General features: G+C 59.9%; 17 protein-coding genes. 12 read left to right on the plus strand and 5 right to left on the minus strand.

What is annotated here, in order from left to right:
• Positions 1–8: 8 nt before the first annotated feature.
• Positions 9–1787, minus strand: coding sequence for an adenylate/guanylate cyclase domain-containing protein (locus tag ACVDG9_RS26190; protein WP_152504993.1), 1779 nt, complete (start codon positions 1785–1787; stop codon positions 9–11).
• Positions 1788–2060: 273 nt separating this feature from the next.
• On the opposite strand from ACVDG9_RS26190, the gene ACVDG9_RS26195 reads away from it, so the two are divergent.
• On the plus strand, positions 2061–2420 hold the full coding sequence (locus ACVDG9_RS26195; protein ID WP_023002296.1) for an ArsC family reductase: 360 nt from the start codon (positions 2061–2063) through the stop codon (positions 2418–2420).
• A gap of 64 nt (positions 2421–2484) precedes the next feature.
• Here ACVDG9_RS26195 and ACVDG9_RS26200 read toward each other — a convergent pair whose 3' ends face one another.
• Positions 2485–2901 carry a YcbK family protein gene (locus tag ACVDG9_RS26200; protein ID WP_075284578.1) on the minus strand — a complete coding sequence of 139 codons (417 nt, stop codon included), beginning with the start codon at positions 2899–2901 and terminating at the stop codon, positions 2485–2487.
• A gap of 188 nt (positions 2902–3089) precedes the next feature.
• Here ACVDG9_RS26200 and ACVDG9_RS26205 point away from each other — a divergent pair, with 188 nt between their 5' ends.
• The 3 genes from ACVDG9_RS26205 to purU all read left to right on the plus strand — a co-directional run bounded on the left by ACVDG9_RS26205 (position 3090) and on the right by purU (position 6148).
• Positions 3090–4406: an aspartate aminotransferase family protein gene (locus tag ACVDG9_RS26205; protein WP_447239352.1), complete on the plus strand. Its 1317-nt coding sequence runs from the start codon at positions 3090–3092 to the stop codon at positions 4404–4406.
• Between the two features lie 2 nt (positions 4407–4408).
• Positions 4409–5218, plus strand: a complete 810-nt coding sequence (locus ACVDG9_RS26210; RefSeq protein ID WP_289807657.1) for a beta-keto acid cleavage family enzyme — start codon at positions 4409–4411, stop codon at positions 5216–5218.
• 72 nt (positions 5219–5290) lie between these two features.
• The gene (gene purU / locus ACVDG9_RS26215; protein ID WP_023002292.1) at positions 5291–6148 is read left to right on the plus strand and encodes a formyltetrahydrofolate deformylase; all 858 of its coding nucleotides are present in this window, start codon (positions 5291–5293) and stop codon (positions 6146–6148) included.
• A 99-nt stretch (positions 6149–6247) separates the two neighbouring features.
• Here purU and ACVDG9_RS26220 read toward each other — a convergent pair whose 3' ends face one another.
• Positions 6248–7174, minus strand: coding sequence for a LysR family transcriptional regulator (locus ACVDG9_RS26220; RefSeq protein WP_023002291.1), 927 nt, complete (start codon positions 7172–7174; stop codon positions 6248–6250).
• Between the two features lie 191 nt (positions 7175–7365).
• Between ACVDG9_RS26220 and ACVDG9_RS26225 the strand changes: the two genes are divergently transcribed.
• On the plus strand, positions 7366–7506 hold the full coding sequence (locus ACVDG9_RS26225) for a hypothetical protein (protein ID WP_023002290.1): 141 nt from the start codon (positions 7366–7368) through the stop codon (positions 7504–7506).
• 111 nt (positions 7507–7617) lie between these two features.
• On the opposite strand, the gene ACVDG9_RS26230 is transcribed toward ACVDG9_RS26225, so the two are convergent.
• Positions 7618–8145: a TetR/AcrR family transcriptional regulator gene (locus ACVDG9_RS26230; protein ID WP_055660585.1), complete on the minus strand. Its 528-nt coding sequence runs from the start codon at positions 8143–8145 to the stop codon at positions 7618–7620.
• On the opposite strand from ACVDG9_RS26230, the gene ACVDG9_RS26235 reads away from it, so the two are divergent.
• Positions 8125–8997 carry a methyltransferase family protein gene (locus ACVDG9_RS26235; RefSeq protein WP_447239353.1) on the plus strand — a complete coding sequence of 291 codons (873 nt, stop codon included), beginning with the start codon at positions 8125–8127 and terminating at the stop codon, positions 8995–8997. The two genes, ACVDG9_RS26230 and ACVDG9_RS26235, sit on opposite strands and share 21 nt — an antisense overlap.
• A 13-nt stretch (positions 8998–9010) precedes the next feature.
• Here ACVDG9_RS26235 and ACVDG9_RS26240 read toward each other — a convergent pair whose 3' ends face one another.
• A complete protein-coding gene (locus ACVDG9_RS26240; RefSeq protein WP_447239354.1) occupies positions 9011–9607 on the minus strand; it encodes a LysE family translocator in 597 nt (198 codons plus the stop codon).
• A 106-nt stretch (positions 9608–9713) separates the two neighbouring features.
• Here ACVDG9_RS26240 and ACVDG9_RS26245 point away from each other — a divergent pair, with 106 nt between their 5' ends.
• The 6 genes from ACVDG9_RS26245 to ACVDG9_RS26270 all read left to right on the plus strand — a co-directional run bounded on the left by ACVDG9_RS26245 (position 9714) and on the right by ACVDG9_RS26270 (position 16012).
• On the plus strand, positions 9714–11123 hold the full coding sequence (locus tag ACVDG9_RS26245) for an aminotransferase-like domain-containing protein (protein ID WP_209014511.1): 1410 nt from the start codon (positions 9714–9716) through the stop codon (positions 11121–11123).
• Positions 11124–11250: 127 nt separating this feature from the next.
• Complete coding sequence (locus ACVDG9_RS26250; RefSeq protein ID WP_447239355.1) at positions 11251–12030, plus strand: energy-coupling factor ABC transporter ATP-binding protein; 780 nt, start codon at positions 11251–11253, stop codon at positions 12028–12030.
• Positions 12027–12635, plus strand: coding sequence for an energy-coupling factor transporter transmembrane component T family protein (locus tag ACVDG9_RS26255; RefSeq protein WP_023002284.1), 609 nt, complete (start codon positions 12027–12029; stop codon positions 12633–12635). Before ACVDG9_RS26250 ends, ACVDG9_RS26255 begins: the two co-directional genes overlap by 4 nt.
• Positions 12636–12780: 145 nt before the next feature.
• Entirely contained in the window at positions 12781–13335 is a 555-nt protein-coding gene (locus ACVDG9_RS26260) for a biotin transporter BioY (protein ID WP_031269905.1), read from the plus strand.
• Positions 13336–13361: 26 nt separating this feature from the next.
• Positions 13362–14816, plus strand: a complete 1455-nt coding sequence (locus ACVDG9_RS26265) for an AMP-binding protein (protein ID WP_447239356.1) — start codon at positions 13362–13364, stop codon at positions 14814–14816.
• Positions 14813–16012: a thiolase family protein gene (locus tag ACVDG9_RS26270; protein WP_447239357.1), complete on the plus strand. Its 1200-nt coding sequence runs from the start codon at positions 14813–14815 to the stop codon at positions 16010–16012. The genes ACVDG9_RS26265 and ACVDG9_RS26270 overlap by 4 nt, the downstream gene beginning before the upstream one ends.
• The last annotated feature ends 387 nt before the right edge of the window (positions 16013–16399 follow it).

Raw genomic sequence — 16399 nt, forward strand, 5'->3', positions numbered from 1 at the left:
GATGGGTCTCAGGCGGGAACGGCGTCAGCGAGATGGAGACCATCTAAGCTTTTCACCGCAAGGATTTGCAAGGGGATTTCCTTGCCGCGCACCTTGATCTCGGCCTCTTCGGCACCGTCGATCCGCGCGCCTGCCGCATCGACAACAGCCTTGGAAACAACCATGAAGCTGCCGTGGTTCTTGTTCTCCGTTTCCAGCCGGCTGGCGGTGTTGACCACGTCGCCAAGCGCAGTCAGCCCGCCGCGTTTGCCTGCCGTTCCGGCGGCGCCGATGCGACCGAGAATGGCCGGCCCCAGATGCAGGCCAATGCCGAGCCGGATCGGATCGCGAAACTGCGGACCCTTCTCCTTGTCGAGCGATTTCATGACCTTCTCGATACGGCGGCAGGCGGCAAGAGCTTGCCGGGCGCCGGTTTCCGCGTTGCTGTCCATGCCGAAGATGGCCATGATGCCGTCACCAATGAACTTGTCGACATAGCCGCCCTCCTCCCGGATCGCGGCTGAGGCCTGGTCCAGGTAGCTGTTGAGCAGATAAACCACGTCATAGGCGAGCTGGCTTTCGGTGATGCCGGTGAAATTGCGCAGGTCCACGAACATGACCACCACATCCTGCTCGACGCCCCAGTAATAAGCGTCCTTCAGGTGTTCGCCGATAATTGCACTGGCCTTGACCGGTACAAGGGGCTGCACTTCCACGTTGCTTTCCGGGCGCGCCTGGCAGGCCAGCCGAATGTCGCTTCCCGCGCCGATCCGTGTCAGCACCGCAGCTTCGGCAACACTCGGTTTCGGCAAGGTTTCGCCGCCCTCCAGAATTTTCACCCGGCAGGTGGAGCATCTGGCCCGCCCGCCGCACACCGATGCGATCGGTATGTCGTTCATACGGCTGATTTCCAGCAGCGTTGCGCCCGGTTGCGCCTTCACCGTCAGTCCGCCTGGGTAGACCACGGTCAGGCTGCGCGCTTTCAGGCTGAGAAGGTAACGGATCAGGATGGCCAACAGGCTGACGGCAATCAGGCCGAACACGACTGCCCGGAACTGAACGACGACCTCGCTGGCCCACAATTGCTGGTCCGGAGTGATTCGGAGGGTTACGTCACGGCTGAGGGCCAGCCGGCGGGCGCCTTCAATCCAGCCCCAGATGGCAAGAACCGGCATCGCAAAGGCAAACCCGGCCGCCAGTGGCTTCAGCTTCTGGTAAGCCGGATAAAGGCGCAGGAAGAAGTGCAGGCCGATCATGGCGTGGGTCCACACCATGAGCAGCAGAATAGACTGATTGACCGCCGCATTCGGCCACAGCAGCGTCAGCATCTGCTCGTAGAGCGGCAGGAAGCCGAACTCCTTGGCAACGCCCATGGTCGTGGTGACATGCGGTATCAGGAGCCAGGGAATGTAAAGACCGAGGGCGAGTTGCAAAAGCTCCCAACGGGACATCTTCAACGTTCGCCGTTTGCTTGTCCGCCACAAGGCGAGCAGCACATGGGTCAGCGCGGCGAGGATGAGGACAGTTTCCCCAAGTGGGCTTCTCCAGACCCAGTAGTGCCAGACCGAGGCCTGGTCCATGGCCTGGAAGGAAATGATGCCGAGGGCGTGATTTGAAAAATGGCTGAGGCAGAAAGTGAACAGGATCAGGCCGCTCCACAGCCGGAGCCGCTGACGCCAGTTCCCTCCGGCGACCATGACACTGTCGGACTTCTTGCCCGGTCTTGCAGCCGAAGCGGACTTTTCAGAAGATTTGGCGGCCGTCGCGGGTCTGTTTGGCCGGCTTGTGCCGGGGGCCTCTTCCTGCATATATTTTCAGTCTCCGGTCTGGCCGTTCCGGCCTTCTGCCGGTCTGCGCTGTCAATTGCCACTTGAAGCGCGGGGGGCAGCCGAGGTCAAGAAGGCAAAAGGGAAATGCGGTGAACTGCCCGTGAAGGCACGCGCAACGTGGAAAACTCCTCGGCATGCGGGCACTGTCAGGTCAAATTTCGCAAAATTTCGGGTTTTCTTCGGCTATGACCTTGCATCCCGGGCGTCAGTCGGCACATTCCGGGCCGGACATCCAACAATCGGGAAGAGGCGATGAAGGTCTACGGCATCAAGAACTGCGACACCGTCAAGAAGGCGCGGAAGTTTCTGGAAGAGGCCGGCGTGCCTTATGAGTTCCACGACTACAAGAAGGATGGCGTCGATGCCGATCGACTGGCCGGCTTTGTCGGTGAATTCGGATGGGAGTCTATCCTGAACAAGCGCGGCACCACCTGGCGGCGCCTGGACGAAGCAACGCAGGACAGCGTTGTCGACGCCAAGAGCGCGCTCGACGTGATGATCGAGAACCCGTCCGTTATCAAAAGGCCGATCGTGGCAGGCGAAACCAAGAATTTCGTCGGCTTTGACCCTGTCGCATGGGAAATGGCACTGGAACTGGGCGAACTGAAGTAGCGTTTGCCGTCACTGGCCAATCAGGCCCGGTACATACCGGGCCGGGCTATTGCCTGCCAGGCGGCTACCAGGTCCGGCGCGGGCCGGTGTCAATGTGGTAGTGGCCGGAAGAATAGTGCTTGTATCCGCCAACTTCCGGCTGTGATTTCAAGAAGGCAATGACGGACGACGGGTTGCCACGGACCGAAAAATCGACCGCCCGGCAGTTGAGGTGATAAGAGTCCTTGGCGCCACCCTTCCACCAGTTCTCAAGCCACCAGCGCTTGGTCGAGCTGACAGTCACTTTGCCATAGCGGGATGCAACCCGGTTTAGAACCTTCTTCAGCTTGCGCGGCACGCACCAGGAACTGTCGTTATAGTCGATGGAATTGTGGGATGCGGTCATCCAGCCCATGCCGGTAACACCGGCGACGGTTCCGCAGCCGGCAAGTGTGACAGTCAATCCTAGGAATACGATCCAGGCGGTGAGGCGCTGACGCATGACGGGCGGCCTTCGGTTACTGATTACAATCTCGTCCCCCGCGCGCAGGCTGATTGAATTTTATTAAAATTCTAATGAAAAACGTGGTTAACGCGCCTTCGAAACAAATGTTTCAGGAGCTAACGTTTTCTGATACAAATGCGTCAACCCAATGCGGGCTGTCCCGTCAGTTGTCGGATGCGTTTGCCATGTCTCATGTTTTTCCCCGCCACACCAAAGCCGATCTCCCCGTCGCAGTAACAGGGGATGGTTGCTACATTCTCGATCGGTCCGGAAAGAAATATTTCGATGGATCCGGCGGCGCCGCGGTCTCCTGTCTCGGGCACAGCGATCCGGATGTGATCGCTGCCATCAAGGCCCAGGTGGACCGGATCGCCTTCGCCCATACAGGCTTTTTCACCAGCGAACCTGCAGAGGAACTGGCGGACCTCCTGATCGGAAAAGCACCAGGCAATCTGGACCGCGTCTATTTCGTCTCCGGTGGATCGGAAGCCATGGAGGCGGCGCTGAAGCTGGCGCGTCAGTATTTCCTGGAGAAGGGTGAAGCGTCGCGGCACCGGGTAATTGCCCGTAGGCAGAGCTACCACGGCAATACGCTTGGTGCGCTGGCAACCGGCGGCAACCAGTGGCGGCGGGAGCCTTTTGCACCGTTGATGATCGATACCACCCATATTGCCCCCTGTTACGAGTATCGGGATCGCCGCGAGGGGGAAACCGCCTTCGACTACGGTCAGCGGATCGCCAACGAACTGGAAGCGGAAATCCTTCGGCTCGGGCCGGAAAACGTCATGGCTTTCGTTGCAGAACCGGTTGTCGGTGCGACGGCGGGTGCCCTGCCGCCGGTCGAAGGTTATTTCAAGCGGATCCGGGAGATCTGCGATAATTACGGCGTGCTTCTGATCCTGGACGAGGTCATGTGCGGCATGGGCCGCACGGGCACCCTGTTTGCCTGTGAGCAGGATGGTGTCGCACCGGATATTCTATGCATCGCGAAAGGGCTAGGAGCCGGCTATCAGCCGGTCGGTGCCATGCTGTGCACCGCTGCCATTTACGAAGCCATCGAGACCGGATCGGGCTTTTTCCAGCATGGCCACACATACATCGGCCATCCGACCGCCTGCGCCGCCGCGCTCGCCGTGTTCAGGAAACTGACCGGCGGCGTTGCCGACCGGGTGATGCCGATGGGCGAGAAACTGACGACGGCGCTTAACGATGCTTTCGGTCAGCACCCGCATGTTGGTGATATTCGCGGCCGCGGACTTTTCCGGGGCATCGAAATCGTCGAGGACCGGGCCAGCAAGGCGCCGTTTGATCCGAAGAGGGGCATCAACAAGGCGCTCAAGAAGGCAGCATTCGAGGCCGGTCTAATCTGCTACCCGATGGGCGGGACGATCGATGGGGTGCGGGGCGACCATATCCTGCTGGCGCCGCCTTTCATTCTTCAGGACAGCCATGTCGGAGAGATCACCGACAAGCTCAACCAGGCGTTCAAGGCGGTCTTCTGAACATGAGTGCGCTTTTTGTTCCGCCGCCTTTATCATTGATCATGGTGGCTCCCAACGGTGCCCGCCGGACCAAGGCGGATCATTCCGCCCTGCCGATGACCATCGCCGAAACGGTGGTGGCGGCAAAGGCGTGTCTTGAGGCTGGAGCCGGTGCGCTTCATGCCCACGTACGCGACCTTACCGGTGCCCATGTGCTTGACGCCGGGCTTTATCGTGAGCTCTTGTCGGAAATGCGTGTTGCGGTGCCGCAAATGCAGGTTCAAATCACCACGGAAGCTGTTGGAAAATACACTCCGGAAGAGCAACGCGAACTGGTCTACAAGGTCAAGCCGGATGCGGTCTCCGTCGCGATCCGGGAGATGGTTCCGGAAGGCGGGGAAGACCAGGCAAAAGCCTTTTACCACTGGGCATTCGACCATGAATGTGCGGTCCAGCATATCGTCTACAGCGCGGATGATCTGGACCGGTTTTTCGACCTGGCGGCAGCCGGTACCCTGGCAGGGGAAAGCCATCAGCTGCTGTTCGTTCTGGGGCGCTATGCGGCAGACCAGGAAAGCGCACCGGAAGATCTGGTGCCGTTTCTGGAAAAGCTCGCGGAACGCGGCAAGGGGCAGTCGCTGGACTGGGCGGTCTGCGCTTTCGGACACCGCGAGACGGAGTGTCTGGTGGAGGCGGTCCGGCGGGGCGGCAAGACCAGGATCGGTTTTGAAAACGGCCTGTGGAACAGGACCGGAGAACGCGCGATAGACAATGCCGACCGGGTCAGCGATCTGGTATCGGCCCTGAAGGAACACAGTCTGATGCCTGCCTGATCGTTCGGGCCGGCATCCGGCACGAAGCAAAATCAGCGGGCTGCGGCCCTCAAGGTTGGAGACTGGAAAATCATGGCGGATAGCCTTTACGTTCTGACGCTGTCCTGCGCGGACAAGCCTGGCATTGTGGCGGCAGTCACGACGGAACTGGCGGATTTTGGCGCCAATATTGCCGAAAGTGACCAGTTCTGGGACCGGGTAACCAACCAGTTCTTCCTGCGTATTGCCATTCTGGCTCCGGAAGGCGTGACCCTGGAAAGCGTTCAGAGGGCGCTTGACCCGGTCATCAGCCGATTCGACATGAAGGCCAAACTGGTCGACACGGCCAAACGGCCGAAGGTCATCGTCATGGTGTCCAAATTCGACCATGCCATGTTGCACCTTCTCTACCAGATCCGCGTCGGCTGGATGGATGCCGAAGTGGTCGCGATCGTTTCCAACCACACCGACAGCCAACGCACGGCCGAGCACGAAGGCATTCCGTACCACCACTGGCCGGTGAACAAGGAAAACAAGGCCGAGCAGGAAGAGAAACTGCTGAAGCTGGTCAAGGAAACCGGAGCCGATCTGGTGGTTCTCGCCCGCTACATGCAGGTGCTTTCCGACAGCCTTTCCAAGCGTCTGTTCGGCAAGATCATCAACATCCACCACTCCTTCCTGCCGAGCTTCAAGGGCGCAAAGCCCTATCACCAGGCGCATGCTCGCGGCGTCAAGATGATCGGGGCCACCGCTCACTATGTGACGCCGGATCTCGATGAAGGCCCGATCATCGAGCAGGACGCCGAACGGGTAAGCCATGCGCTCTCCGCGGACGATTTCGTCGCCCGTGGCCGCGACATCGAATCCCGCGTGCTGGCCCGTGCCGTCAAATACCACCTGGAAAATCGGGTGATGATCGTCGGCAACAAGACCATCGTGTTCACGCCGTAAGGCAGGCCTTGGTGCTCGAAAAGCAATTGGCCCCGGTCGTCCGATGGATGGCCGGGGCTTTTTCATGATCCGGAAGCTTGGGTTGGGGGCCGGGTGTCCTCAGGCTACCACTGCCATCGGCGCGGTGACGGGCATGCCGTCGCGCTTCAGTTCCGCATGAACCCAGTCGCGGAACAGGCGGACCTTGCGGCTGGTGCGTAAGGCTGGCGGGTAACTCATGTACCAGCTTTCGTCATCGGCATGGCAGGTCAGCTTGAACGGCTGGATCAACTGGCCGTTTTCAAGGGCGGTCTTGCAGAAATAGGGGGTCAGGATCGCGACGCCCTGTCCTGCGATCGCCCGGTTGGCCTCGAGCGCCTGTGACCCCATGCGCGAGCTAGGGTGACCGCTCAGGTCGACATTCGGCAGTCCCGCTGCCTCGAACCACATCTGCCACCAGGGGTCCTGCGGATCGACCAGCGGCAATTTCAGAATGTCCTCGGGCTTTTTGACGCCGCCGATCGTGTCCGCAAGCTTCGGGCTCAGCATCGGCGTAAAGTCCGCTCGCACGATTTCATGGGCGAGCCAGTTTTTCGGAGGGGCCTTGCAGGCGGAAATCACGACGTCGGATTCGTTGAACTCCGGTTCAGCATGCGGGCCATAGGGAACGATGCGCACGCCCACGTCCGGGTTCTGCATCTGGAACTCGAACAGACGGTTTGACAGCCAGTTGACCGCAAACGTGGTGTTGCTGGAGACGACAAGCTGGCCGGCATTCTTTTCGGAAATATCCTCGAAGGCACTGCGAAGCGAGGAGAACGCATCCACCACCCGCGCCGCCAGTTGCCCGCCATTGTCGGTCAGCTCGATCTTGCGGGCCTTGCGGGTGAACAGCTGAAAGCCGAGACGATCTTCCAGGATCTTGATCTGGTAGCTGACAGCCGCCTGGGTCATGCCCAACTCGTCGCCGGCCTTGGTAAAACTCAGGTGCCGACTTGCAGCTTCAAAGGCCCGGATTGCGGAAAGTGGTGGCAAATTCACTGACATGCATAAGTCTCCCTTATGCATGTCTATCGAATTTTCGTTGGTAAGACAACCGGAACCCGCCGATATGTAACTCACAAGAAACAGGAGTTATAGACGTGTTCAGGCTCTCCCAGACGAAATCGGGCTGCGCGACCCATCAGCAAGACTTGGGCTTTTCATTAAGGTCGCTTATCGGTTCTCTGTTCGCAAGGATGGCAACCCGAGGCCGCAAGCGTGTGAACGTGGCTCATCTGCCGGACGAGCTGCGCCGGGATATCGGGCTTGGCCCCAACCCGCATGAAACGTCGTTCGAGGCGCGTTGGCAAAAGGAACTGAAGGACCTGCAGCGGTAGAGTTTACCCGTTGCCTGACCTTCACCCGGCCGCGGTCTCCCCTGTGGCCGGTCGGGCAGATCCGGCAGGCGCATGCTGCCGGATCTGTCTCGCTTCACGCAGTGCCTCCGGTCAGGTCAGTTTCTTGAGCGCCGGCAGAATGGTCTCATAATCCAGCGTCCCGCCGGTGAAATGGCGCATCAGCAAGGTGCCCATCAAAAGGCACAGCACGCTGTCGGCCGCCTCGCTCCCCGCAAGGCTTTGAACGTGCCCGCGCAGCTGGTCATTGGCGAGCTTCATTGCCGGGTCACTGGCGATTTCTTCCCCCGTCTTGCCGCGCAGGTAGTCGAACAGCAGCGAGATTTCGGCTGCAAATCCAGGCTCCAGGCTCCGGGCAAAGTCAACCAGTGCTGACGCGGGCACCTGTGAAGCATCATTCGCGCCGGCCTCTGACGTCATCTGCGCCATGACTGTTTCGGTGCAGGCCAGGAACAGGCTCTTCTTGTTTGGAAAGTAGTGATAGAGCGCGCTTTTCGACAATCCCAGGGCTTCCGCAACGCGGCGCATGCCAAGGCCGGAGTAGCCGAGTTCGGAAAAAAGGGGCGCAGCCTTGCGCGCAAGTTCCAGCCGGTAGGCCTCGTGATCGATCTGTTTCGGCATTATTTCGTCCAGTTGGTCGATAAATATATTGACCACCTGAAGGTGCGTCGTCTAGATCTCTTTTTAGTCCAGTTGGACGAAAATAAATTGACGGTCCACAAACTCCAAAAATCGAGCTGTCGGATCGAAGGAGTATTCATGGCGCAATCCGGAGGCGTGAGTCGCCAGCACGAAAGGTCCCTGCTGCAAAAATGTGTCTTCGCAGCACTTCACCTCATCTGTGTGCTCTTAAGCATCTGGCTTCTTCTGGGCGGTGGATGGGTACGGGTCGGTGCCTGGTTCGGGCTGGAACTCACCCTCGCCGATCCGCAGCGTGGTCTGCTCCTGCTTGCCTGCACTCTGCTCTATTTCGCCCGCCATCTGTTGACCCTGTTCTACCTGCTTGCCCGGAAGGTGGCTTTTCCGGAGGTCTTTGGACTGGGGGCATTCATCGCCTTCTTCGAAATTGGCTTTTTGTTGCTCGGCAGCGGTGCCTTTCGACAGGCCGCCGTACCCTTCTCTGTTCTTGATGGTGTGGCGCTTGCAATGGTGGTCGGCGGTTCGTTTCTCAACAGCTGGTCGGAACTGCAGCGCAAGTGGTGGAAACGGGATCCCGCCCATCACGGTCAATGCTACACCGGGGGCCTCTTCGCCTCATCGATGCATATCAACTATTTCGGCGACACGGTGCTGTTCACGGGCTGGGCTCTGCTCACCCACAATCTTGCGGCGCTTGCCGTTCCGGCATTCATGGCAGTTTCCTTTATGGTCTTTCATATCCCGGCGCTTGATGCCTATCTCTCGCGGAGATATGGCCCGCAATTCGACGCCTACGCAGCCCGCACGAGCAAGTTCATCCCGTTTGTTTATTGACTGACATGCAGCCTCAGATCAGCAATGCCCAAACAGTCGCCGCCAACATGGCGATTGCCATGGTCACCGTAACGGCTCGCATGAGCGGGCCTTCGCCGATCAGGGCGAGGATCGACACGCCAACCAGGGCCCAAAGGGAATGAAACACCATCCCGCCAAGGGTAAAGCCCGCCACCAGGATCATCGCGTTTTCGTGGATTCCGAGCCCGTTGCCGGCCAGGAAGGTTGAAAAGGCAACCAGGTTCATGGCCCAGGTTTTCGGGCTGAGCGGGTGTATCAGCAACCCTTCCCAGAAACTGGGCAGCGCAACCTCGCCCTTCGGCTTGACGCTGAGGCCAACGATCCGCCAGGCAAGATAGGTCATATAGGCCATGCTCAGCACCTTGAAGACAGTCACCACCGTTCCGCCTCCGGCCATCACATGGCCAAGGCCATAGGCAACGCTGAGCTTGAGCGGCAAAGATCCGATCTGCGAGGCGACAATCACGGGAAAGGCGGTGCGGTACCCTGCGGATGCGCCGATGGCCAGAAAGGTCAGGTTGCCCGGACCGGGTGTCCCGGTCATGACGATGACGAACACCGCGAAGGCGAGAAACGTGGCGTAATCCATGGGTATCTCCAGACACAGCATCGAGTGTTTCGATACAATCGATACAAAATAGCGGAGATACTAATTGTCTTGAGGTATTGTATCAGTCAATGATAACATTGTTCTCATGACAATGTGGATCCCGAACATCGAAGCGGCCGGTGGCCCGATCTATCTGGCGATCGCGGACGCGTTGGAAGCCGACATCAAGACCGGGGCGCTTGCCCAGGGCGACAGGCTGCCGCCACAGCGCGAACTTGCCTATCAGCTTGGCGTGACGCTCGGCACCATCACCCGTGCCTACGGCGAAGCCGAGCGACGCAGGCTGGTGAAGGGAGAAACCGGACGGGGCACCTATATTGCCTCTGAAACCCAGAAGGTTTCGCCCCTTGCCCCGAAGGAAGACGAGCCGGAAACCTGCGATCTGGCGCGAAACTTTGCCTATCCGCATCTCAACCCGAGCCTGTCCGACGGGCTGACGCGGATGGCGCGCACGGTGGGGATCGACCGGTTGAACGGGTTCGTACCGTCTGAAGGGCTCAAGGCGCATCGCGAAACCGGGGCTCTCGTCTTCAAGGACTACGGTCTGGAAGCCGACCCGGACCGGGTCGCGGTTACCTGTGGCGCGCAGCACGGAATTCAGGTCACCTGCCAGGCCCTGTTCCGCCCGGGCGATGCGGTTGCCGTCGACCGGTTCACCTACCCGTCGATCTTCAGTTCCTTTGCCAGCATCGGCCTGAAGCCGGTGCCTTTGCCCGCATTGATACGGGCCGATGGCGGCTTCGGCGCCATGGATCCGGCAGCGCTTGCCCAGGCCGCGAAGACGCATGGTGTCAAGGGCGTGTTCCTGATGCCGAACATGCAGAACCCGACCACCCACACAATGTCTGTCGAAGAACGGCAGGATCTGGTTGCGGTTGCCCGGCAATTCGACCTGAAGATCGTCGAGGACGATCCCTATACGCCTTTTCTGCCGGACGCCCTGCCCGCCTTCGGTGCGCTGGCGCCGGAGCGCACGGCCTCAATCGCCAGTATCTCAAAGGTCTGTTCACCCGGAAGCCGGATTGGCTTCGTCCATGTGCCCGGGCCTTTCGGTGACAGCATTCGCAACAAGATCGGTGAAAGCACCTGGATGGCCTCCCCGATCACGGCAGAACTGATTGCCGGCTGGGTGCGTGAGGGACATCTGTTCAAGACGCTGCGCCTGAAGCGCAAGGCAAACCGCACGAGGTTCCTGGCGGCGCGTGACCTGCTCGCGCCGCATTTCCTGCAGAGCGACGTCAACAAGGTGTTCGGCTGGCTGCGCCTGCCGGAAACCGTCGATCCCGACGCGCTTCAGAACGCGCTCGGACACCAGGGCATTTCGGTCTTGTCATCCCGGTATTTTCAGGCGAAGGACCACCAGCCGGCGCCCTATCTGCGCCTGACCTTCGGATCCGAACAGTCCGACGACCGTTTCCGCTGGGCGCTCCAGCGCATCAGATCCACCATCGGCCAATTGGCCGAATTGCCCGATCTCACCCGCCCGGTAGGGTAAGGCCTTGCGGTAATGTGTGATTTTGCCAGGTACCTGTCAGTCTTTGACAAGCCGGCAGATCCGACCGATAAGCTGCGCGCAAAACAGGACCGGCCCTTGCAAGGAGTGCCGTCCGCGACGAGGTGACATGGCATTCTGGCCCAAAAGCAGGAAACTCAAGGACAGGCCCAGTGTCTGTAATCCCGACGCCAGTCCCTACGCGGTCTTCGATCGGGTTGGCCTGAGTGTCGGCAAAGAGCATATCCTGCAGGAACTCACCTTGCAGCTTGCCGAAGACCGGATCGGCATTATCGGCCTGAACGGGTCCGGCAAGAGTTCTCTTGTACGCCTGTTGAACGGGTTGCGTACGCCGACGAGCGGCGACCTCACGCTTTTTGGAGCCCCCTCCGGTGAAGCGGAACTGGAGTTGCCGCGTCATGTCGGCTTCGTGTTCCAGAATCCGGATCATCAGGCCATTTTTCCCACGGTGGAAGAAGAGATCGCCTTTGGCCTCACCCAACTCGGGGCCGGCAAGGAAGAAAGCCGCAGCCGCGCGCGCGCGTTCCTCGCCCTGCATGGCTGTGAGGGGCTGGCCGGCAAACCGATCACGGAACTTTCCGGCGGTCAGAAACAGCTCGTCTGCATCCTGGCGGTTCTGGTCATGGAGCCGCGCCTATTGGTGCTGGACGAGCCGATGGCCAGCCTTGATGCACTGACGACAGTGCGGATCCGCCAGAAAATCCTGTCACTGCCGCAGAAGATCGTTCTCGTCAGTCACGATCTCAGCCAGTTCGACGGTTTCGACAGACTGCTCTGGCTGGAGGACGGACGTTTGCGCATGGATGGCGCGCCGGATGCGGTTCGGGCGGCCTTTCAGGAAGACGTCGTCTCGCGGCAGGGCATGAATGTGGAGGTTGCCCAGTTATGATGTCGGTCTATCTCCAGGGCAACAGCTGGGCCCACCGGATGCCCGCGGGCCTGAAACTTCTGGCTGTTGCCGTCGCCAGCCTGCTGCTGCTGCGATACACATCATTTTGGGTTCTGCTGCCGGCTCTTGCAGGTGTTCTCCTGTGTTATGCCTCCCTCGGGCGCGAGGGACTGGCGCAACTGAAGCTCCTGCGGGCAATGTCGTTTCTGCTTGCCGTGCTGCTGGCGCTTCACTGGGTGTCCGGAAGTCTTCTGGAAGGGGTTACGATCATCCTGCGGCTTGCGATCATGATCCTGGCTGCAAATTTCGTATCGGTGACCACCCGCATGGACGATATGCTGAATGCCGTCCAGCCGCTGTTCAGGCCGCTCGAGTTCCTCGGTTTCTCTCCTCGCAAACCGGCGCTGGGCGTTGCACTGGTGCTTCGCTTCGCGCCCTACATGCTCGTCGTTTTCGGTCAGTTGCGCGAAGCCTGGCAGGCGCGAACAGGCACGCGAAATTCGTGGCGTCTGCTGGCGCCTTTCGCCATTCAGTCCCTGAGCATGTCGGATCACGTTGCCGAGGCATTGAAGGCGCGCGGCGGCTCGGAAGGCTTGTCAAGATGACCGAAAAGAAGCTCCATATGGCTGGCATTCGGCCAAAAACTGGGATATCCCGCCCACAGATGACGTTGCCTGACCCTCATGTGGTAAGATCCGCGCGAGGTTGAACGGCAGCACCCTTGTTAACGAGAAGAAGGTCGATTTCATCATGGCTGACAGGTCTCTTGTGCACGTTGCTTTCTATGCCGCGCTGATTGCCGCCCTGGGGCTGGTTCCGCCGGTGGCGATCGCCTTTCTCGGCGGTGTACCGATCACGGCGCAGACCCTCGGTGTCATGCTGGCTGGTGTCATGCTCGGCCCCATCCGCGGTGCGCTTGCCGTGCTGCTATTCCTGTTTCTCGTCGCGCTGGGCTTGCCGTTCCTGTCCGGCGGCCGCGGTGGTCTTGGCGTCTTCATGGGTCCTTCTGTCGGTTTTCTGATCGGCTGGCCGGTCGGAGCTCTCGTGGCCGGCTTGATCATGCAGTCGACCCGCGAGCTGAACATTCTGGTGTCTTCGGCAATAGCGGCTGCGGTCGGCGGCATTCTGGTGGTCTACGCTTTCGGCATCCCGGGTGTTGCCATCATGGCCGGACTTTCCCTTCCGAAAGCCGCGCTTGGCAGCGCAATCTATATTCCCGGTGACCTGGTCAAGGTCGCACTTACGGCGCTCATCGTTCAGACCGTCGCACGCGGTCTGCCGGGTGCCGTGTTGTCCCGGTCTTAATTCCGAAGATCCAGCAAGGCCACGTCATGGCCTTCGTCGGCGACAGTCTCGACCGGTTTGCCAGTGAGAAAGCCACTGGGGCCGCACTCACATGCGGTCCGAATTCTCTCTCCTGGCAGGAGCTTGCAGTCCGGATCAACCGGATCGAGGCAGTGCTTTGTGATCGGACCGACCATGCAAGCTATGTGGTTCTGCGTCTTCGGGACCCTGCGGACCTGGTCGTCTGCTTCTTTGCCTGCGCCCGCACCGGGCGTGTCGCCACGGTCATGGACCCGGACTGGCCTTCAGCCCAGGCATCAGCAGTTCTGGAAGCGGTCGGGCCAGACCTCGTCATCGATGACCAGTCCCTGCCGGTGTTGTTGACGGCTGGTACCGGTTCCACTGAAACACGAAGGTCACCGGAAACTTCACCTGAGATCCTGCCGGACGAAGACGACCTCTTTTATGCAGGCTTCACCTCCGGATCGAGCGGTGTTCCCAAGGGCTATGTGCGCTCTCACAGATCGTGGCTCGAAAGCTTCAAGCTGTCGGCACAGGCCTTCGGTATTTCGAAAGGTAGCCGCGTCGTCCTGCCCGGGCAGCTCACGCATTCACTTCACCTTTATGGCGCTGTCTGCGGCCTCGCCTGCGGCCAGCAGGTGGTGCTCACGCCGCGGTTCGACCCGCGCGTCGTCCTGAGGGAACTTGGCAGCGCCCCTGAAGGCTCTGTCCTTTATGCAACGCCGACCCAGCTGCACTTTCTGGCCGAGGCTGCCCGGCGCAGCGGTCCCATCGCTGCGGTGAAACAGGTTCTCGCGAGCGGGGCCAAATGGCGTGAAGCCGATCGGCAGGCCTTGAAGTCGGTTTTCCCCGAGGCACGCCTTTTCGAATTCTACGGGGCTTCGGAAACCAGCTTCATCACGCTGTCCTCACCTGAGGACAATGTCCCCGCAGGCTCGGTCGGGTGTGCCGCGCAAGGGGTCGATATCGTGATCGGTGACCCTTCGGGCCCCGCTGCCCCTGGCCGGGCCGGGCCGGTCTGGGTGCGGAGCGGACTGCTGTTTTCGCACTATATAAGCGGCACATCGCCGGACACGCTCTGGCGGGACGGTTGGCTCACCGTCGGCGATCACGGTTTTCTCGATGAGCGAGGCTTCCTGTTTCTGACAGGACGGGAAAACCGCATGGTCATCACTTCCGGGCTGAATGTTTATCCGGAAGAGGTTGAGGCCGTATTGGCCGAACATCCCTCCGTTGCCCTTGCAGTCGTCGCAGGGTTACCGGATCGGGTGCGCGGTCACCGGCTGGAGGCGGTGGTTGAGCTGGGTGCGCCATTGGCGGGTGCAGAGCAGATCTTGCTGCGCCATTGCCGCGAACGTCTCGCACCCGGCAAGGTGCCGAGGCATATTCACATCAGGGCAAAGATGCCGCTGACGCCAGGGGGCAAGCCGGATATTCGGAAAGTCGTGGCCGATTTGGCGAAAACCGGAGGCAGCGGGTGACGCAGACACGCAAGGCAGTGATCGCAGCAGCACGGCGGACGGCGGTTTGCCCGCGCGGTGGCGCACTTGCCTCGTTTCAGGCCGACGAGCTTGCCGCATCCGTTCTTGCACAGCTTGTCGTTGACGCCGGAATAAAGCCGGAAGAGGTCGACTGCGTCTTTCTGGGCAATGCTCTTTACGGTGGCGGCAATCCGGCCCGCCTTGCCGCGCTTCGCGCCGGGTTGCCTCAAACGGTTCCCGCTCTCACCATCGATACGCAGTGCTGCTCGGGACTTGATGCGATCGTCATGGGTGCAAGATTGATCGAGGCAGGTGCGGCGGACATTGTACTGGCAGGAGGAGCGGAAAGCTTCAGCCGGTCGCCGATCCGGATGACCAGACCTGTCGATCCGGCAGTACCGCCCGTTGCTTACGACCGTCCTGCTTTTGCGCCCGCGCCATTCGGCGACCCGGATCTTGCAGATGCAGCCGCAAGGCTCGCCGCTGAAACGGGAACATCGCGAGAAGACCAGGCGGTCTTTGCTGTCACCTCACACGACAAGGCGAGGTCGGCAAGGGACTATCTTCGCGGACGTCTGGTCAATGCCGGAGGGAAACTTCCGGAAGAGGACGGGTTCACGAGACAGCTGTCGCTCAAGACAGCCCTCAGGGCACCGCTTCTGAACGGCGATCACGAAACCGGTCTTAGTGCAGCAACGATCGCCTGCGAAGCAGACGGAGCTGCCGCGGTATTGCTGATGTCCGAGGAAGCCTTTCAAGAACGCTTTCATCTGAATTCAAATGAGAGCCGGATGACAGGCCTGAAAATACTTGCGAGCCGAAGTGCCGGCGGTAACCCCGCCGAACCGGCTCTGGTTCCGATAGAGGTGGCGAAGGCCATGTTCGCAGAACTGGGTATGGATGCGACGGAGCTGGCTGCTACAGAACTCATGGAAGCCTATGCGGTTCAGGCAATGGTGACAGCAGCGCACCTGGGTCTTGAATCTGAAGGTCTGAACCGGATGGGCGGCGCACTTGCAAGGGGGCATCCGATCGGCGCATCAGGCGCAATTCTGGCTGTGCACCTGTTTGATGTGCTGACACGCAAGGAGACCCCTGCGGAAGGTGCCCGGAACGTGGGCATGGCGCTCATTGCGGCAGCTGGTGGACTGGGCTCGGGGATAGTGGTTTCGCCTGCTGTGCGCAAAGAAGGATAACTATTAAGTATCTGAAATATTACGTCTTTTCGTGATCAATGAAAGTTTTTTCGCTTTTTTTGATTTTTTTCGAAAACCGGTGTTGACGGGTTGGGTTGGTCTGCGTATAACCCGGTTCATCGACGGCGGCAACGTCGCTGGCGACAGGGTTTTGTGACCTTAATTCCAGAAAATTGGTCCTAGTGGCCGGGCTTGATGGTTCGGCGAGTGGCTTGTTTTTGTTGAGTTCTGGTTACGGCTTGAGAGGTTTTGATGCCTCTGTTCTTTGACAATTTGATTATTGAAGGAAGGGAAGCGTAGGCGGCGTTGGCCTTGCGATCATTGGATGTTTTTGGATGTCTGATGGTTTTAAGGAGTTACGCAGGTACGCTGATCTTTCAAACAAGG

This window comes from Roseibium sp. RP-7, assembly GCF_053005225.1.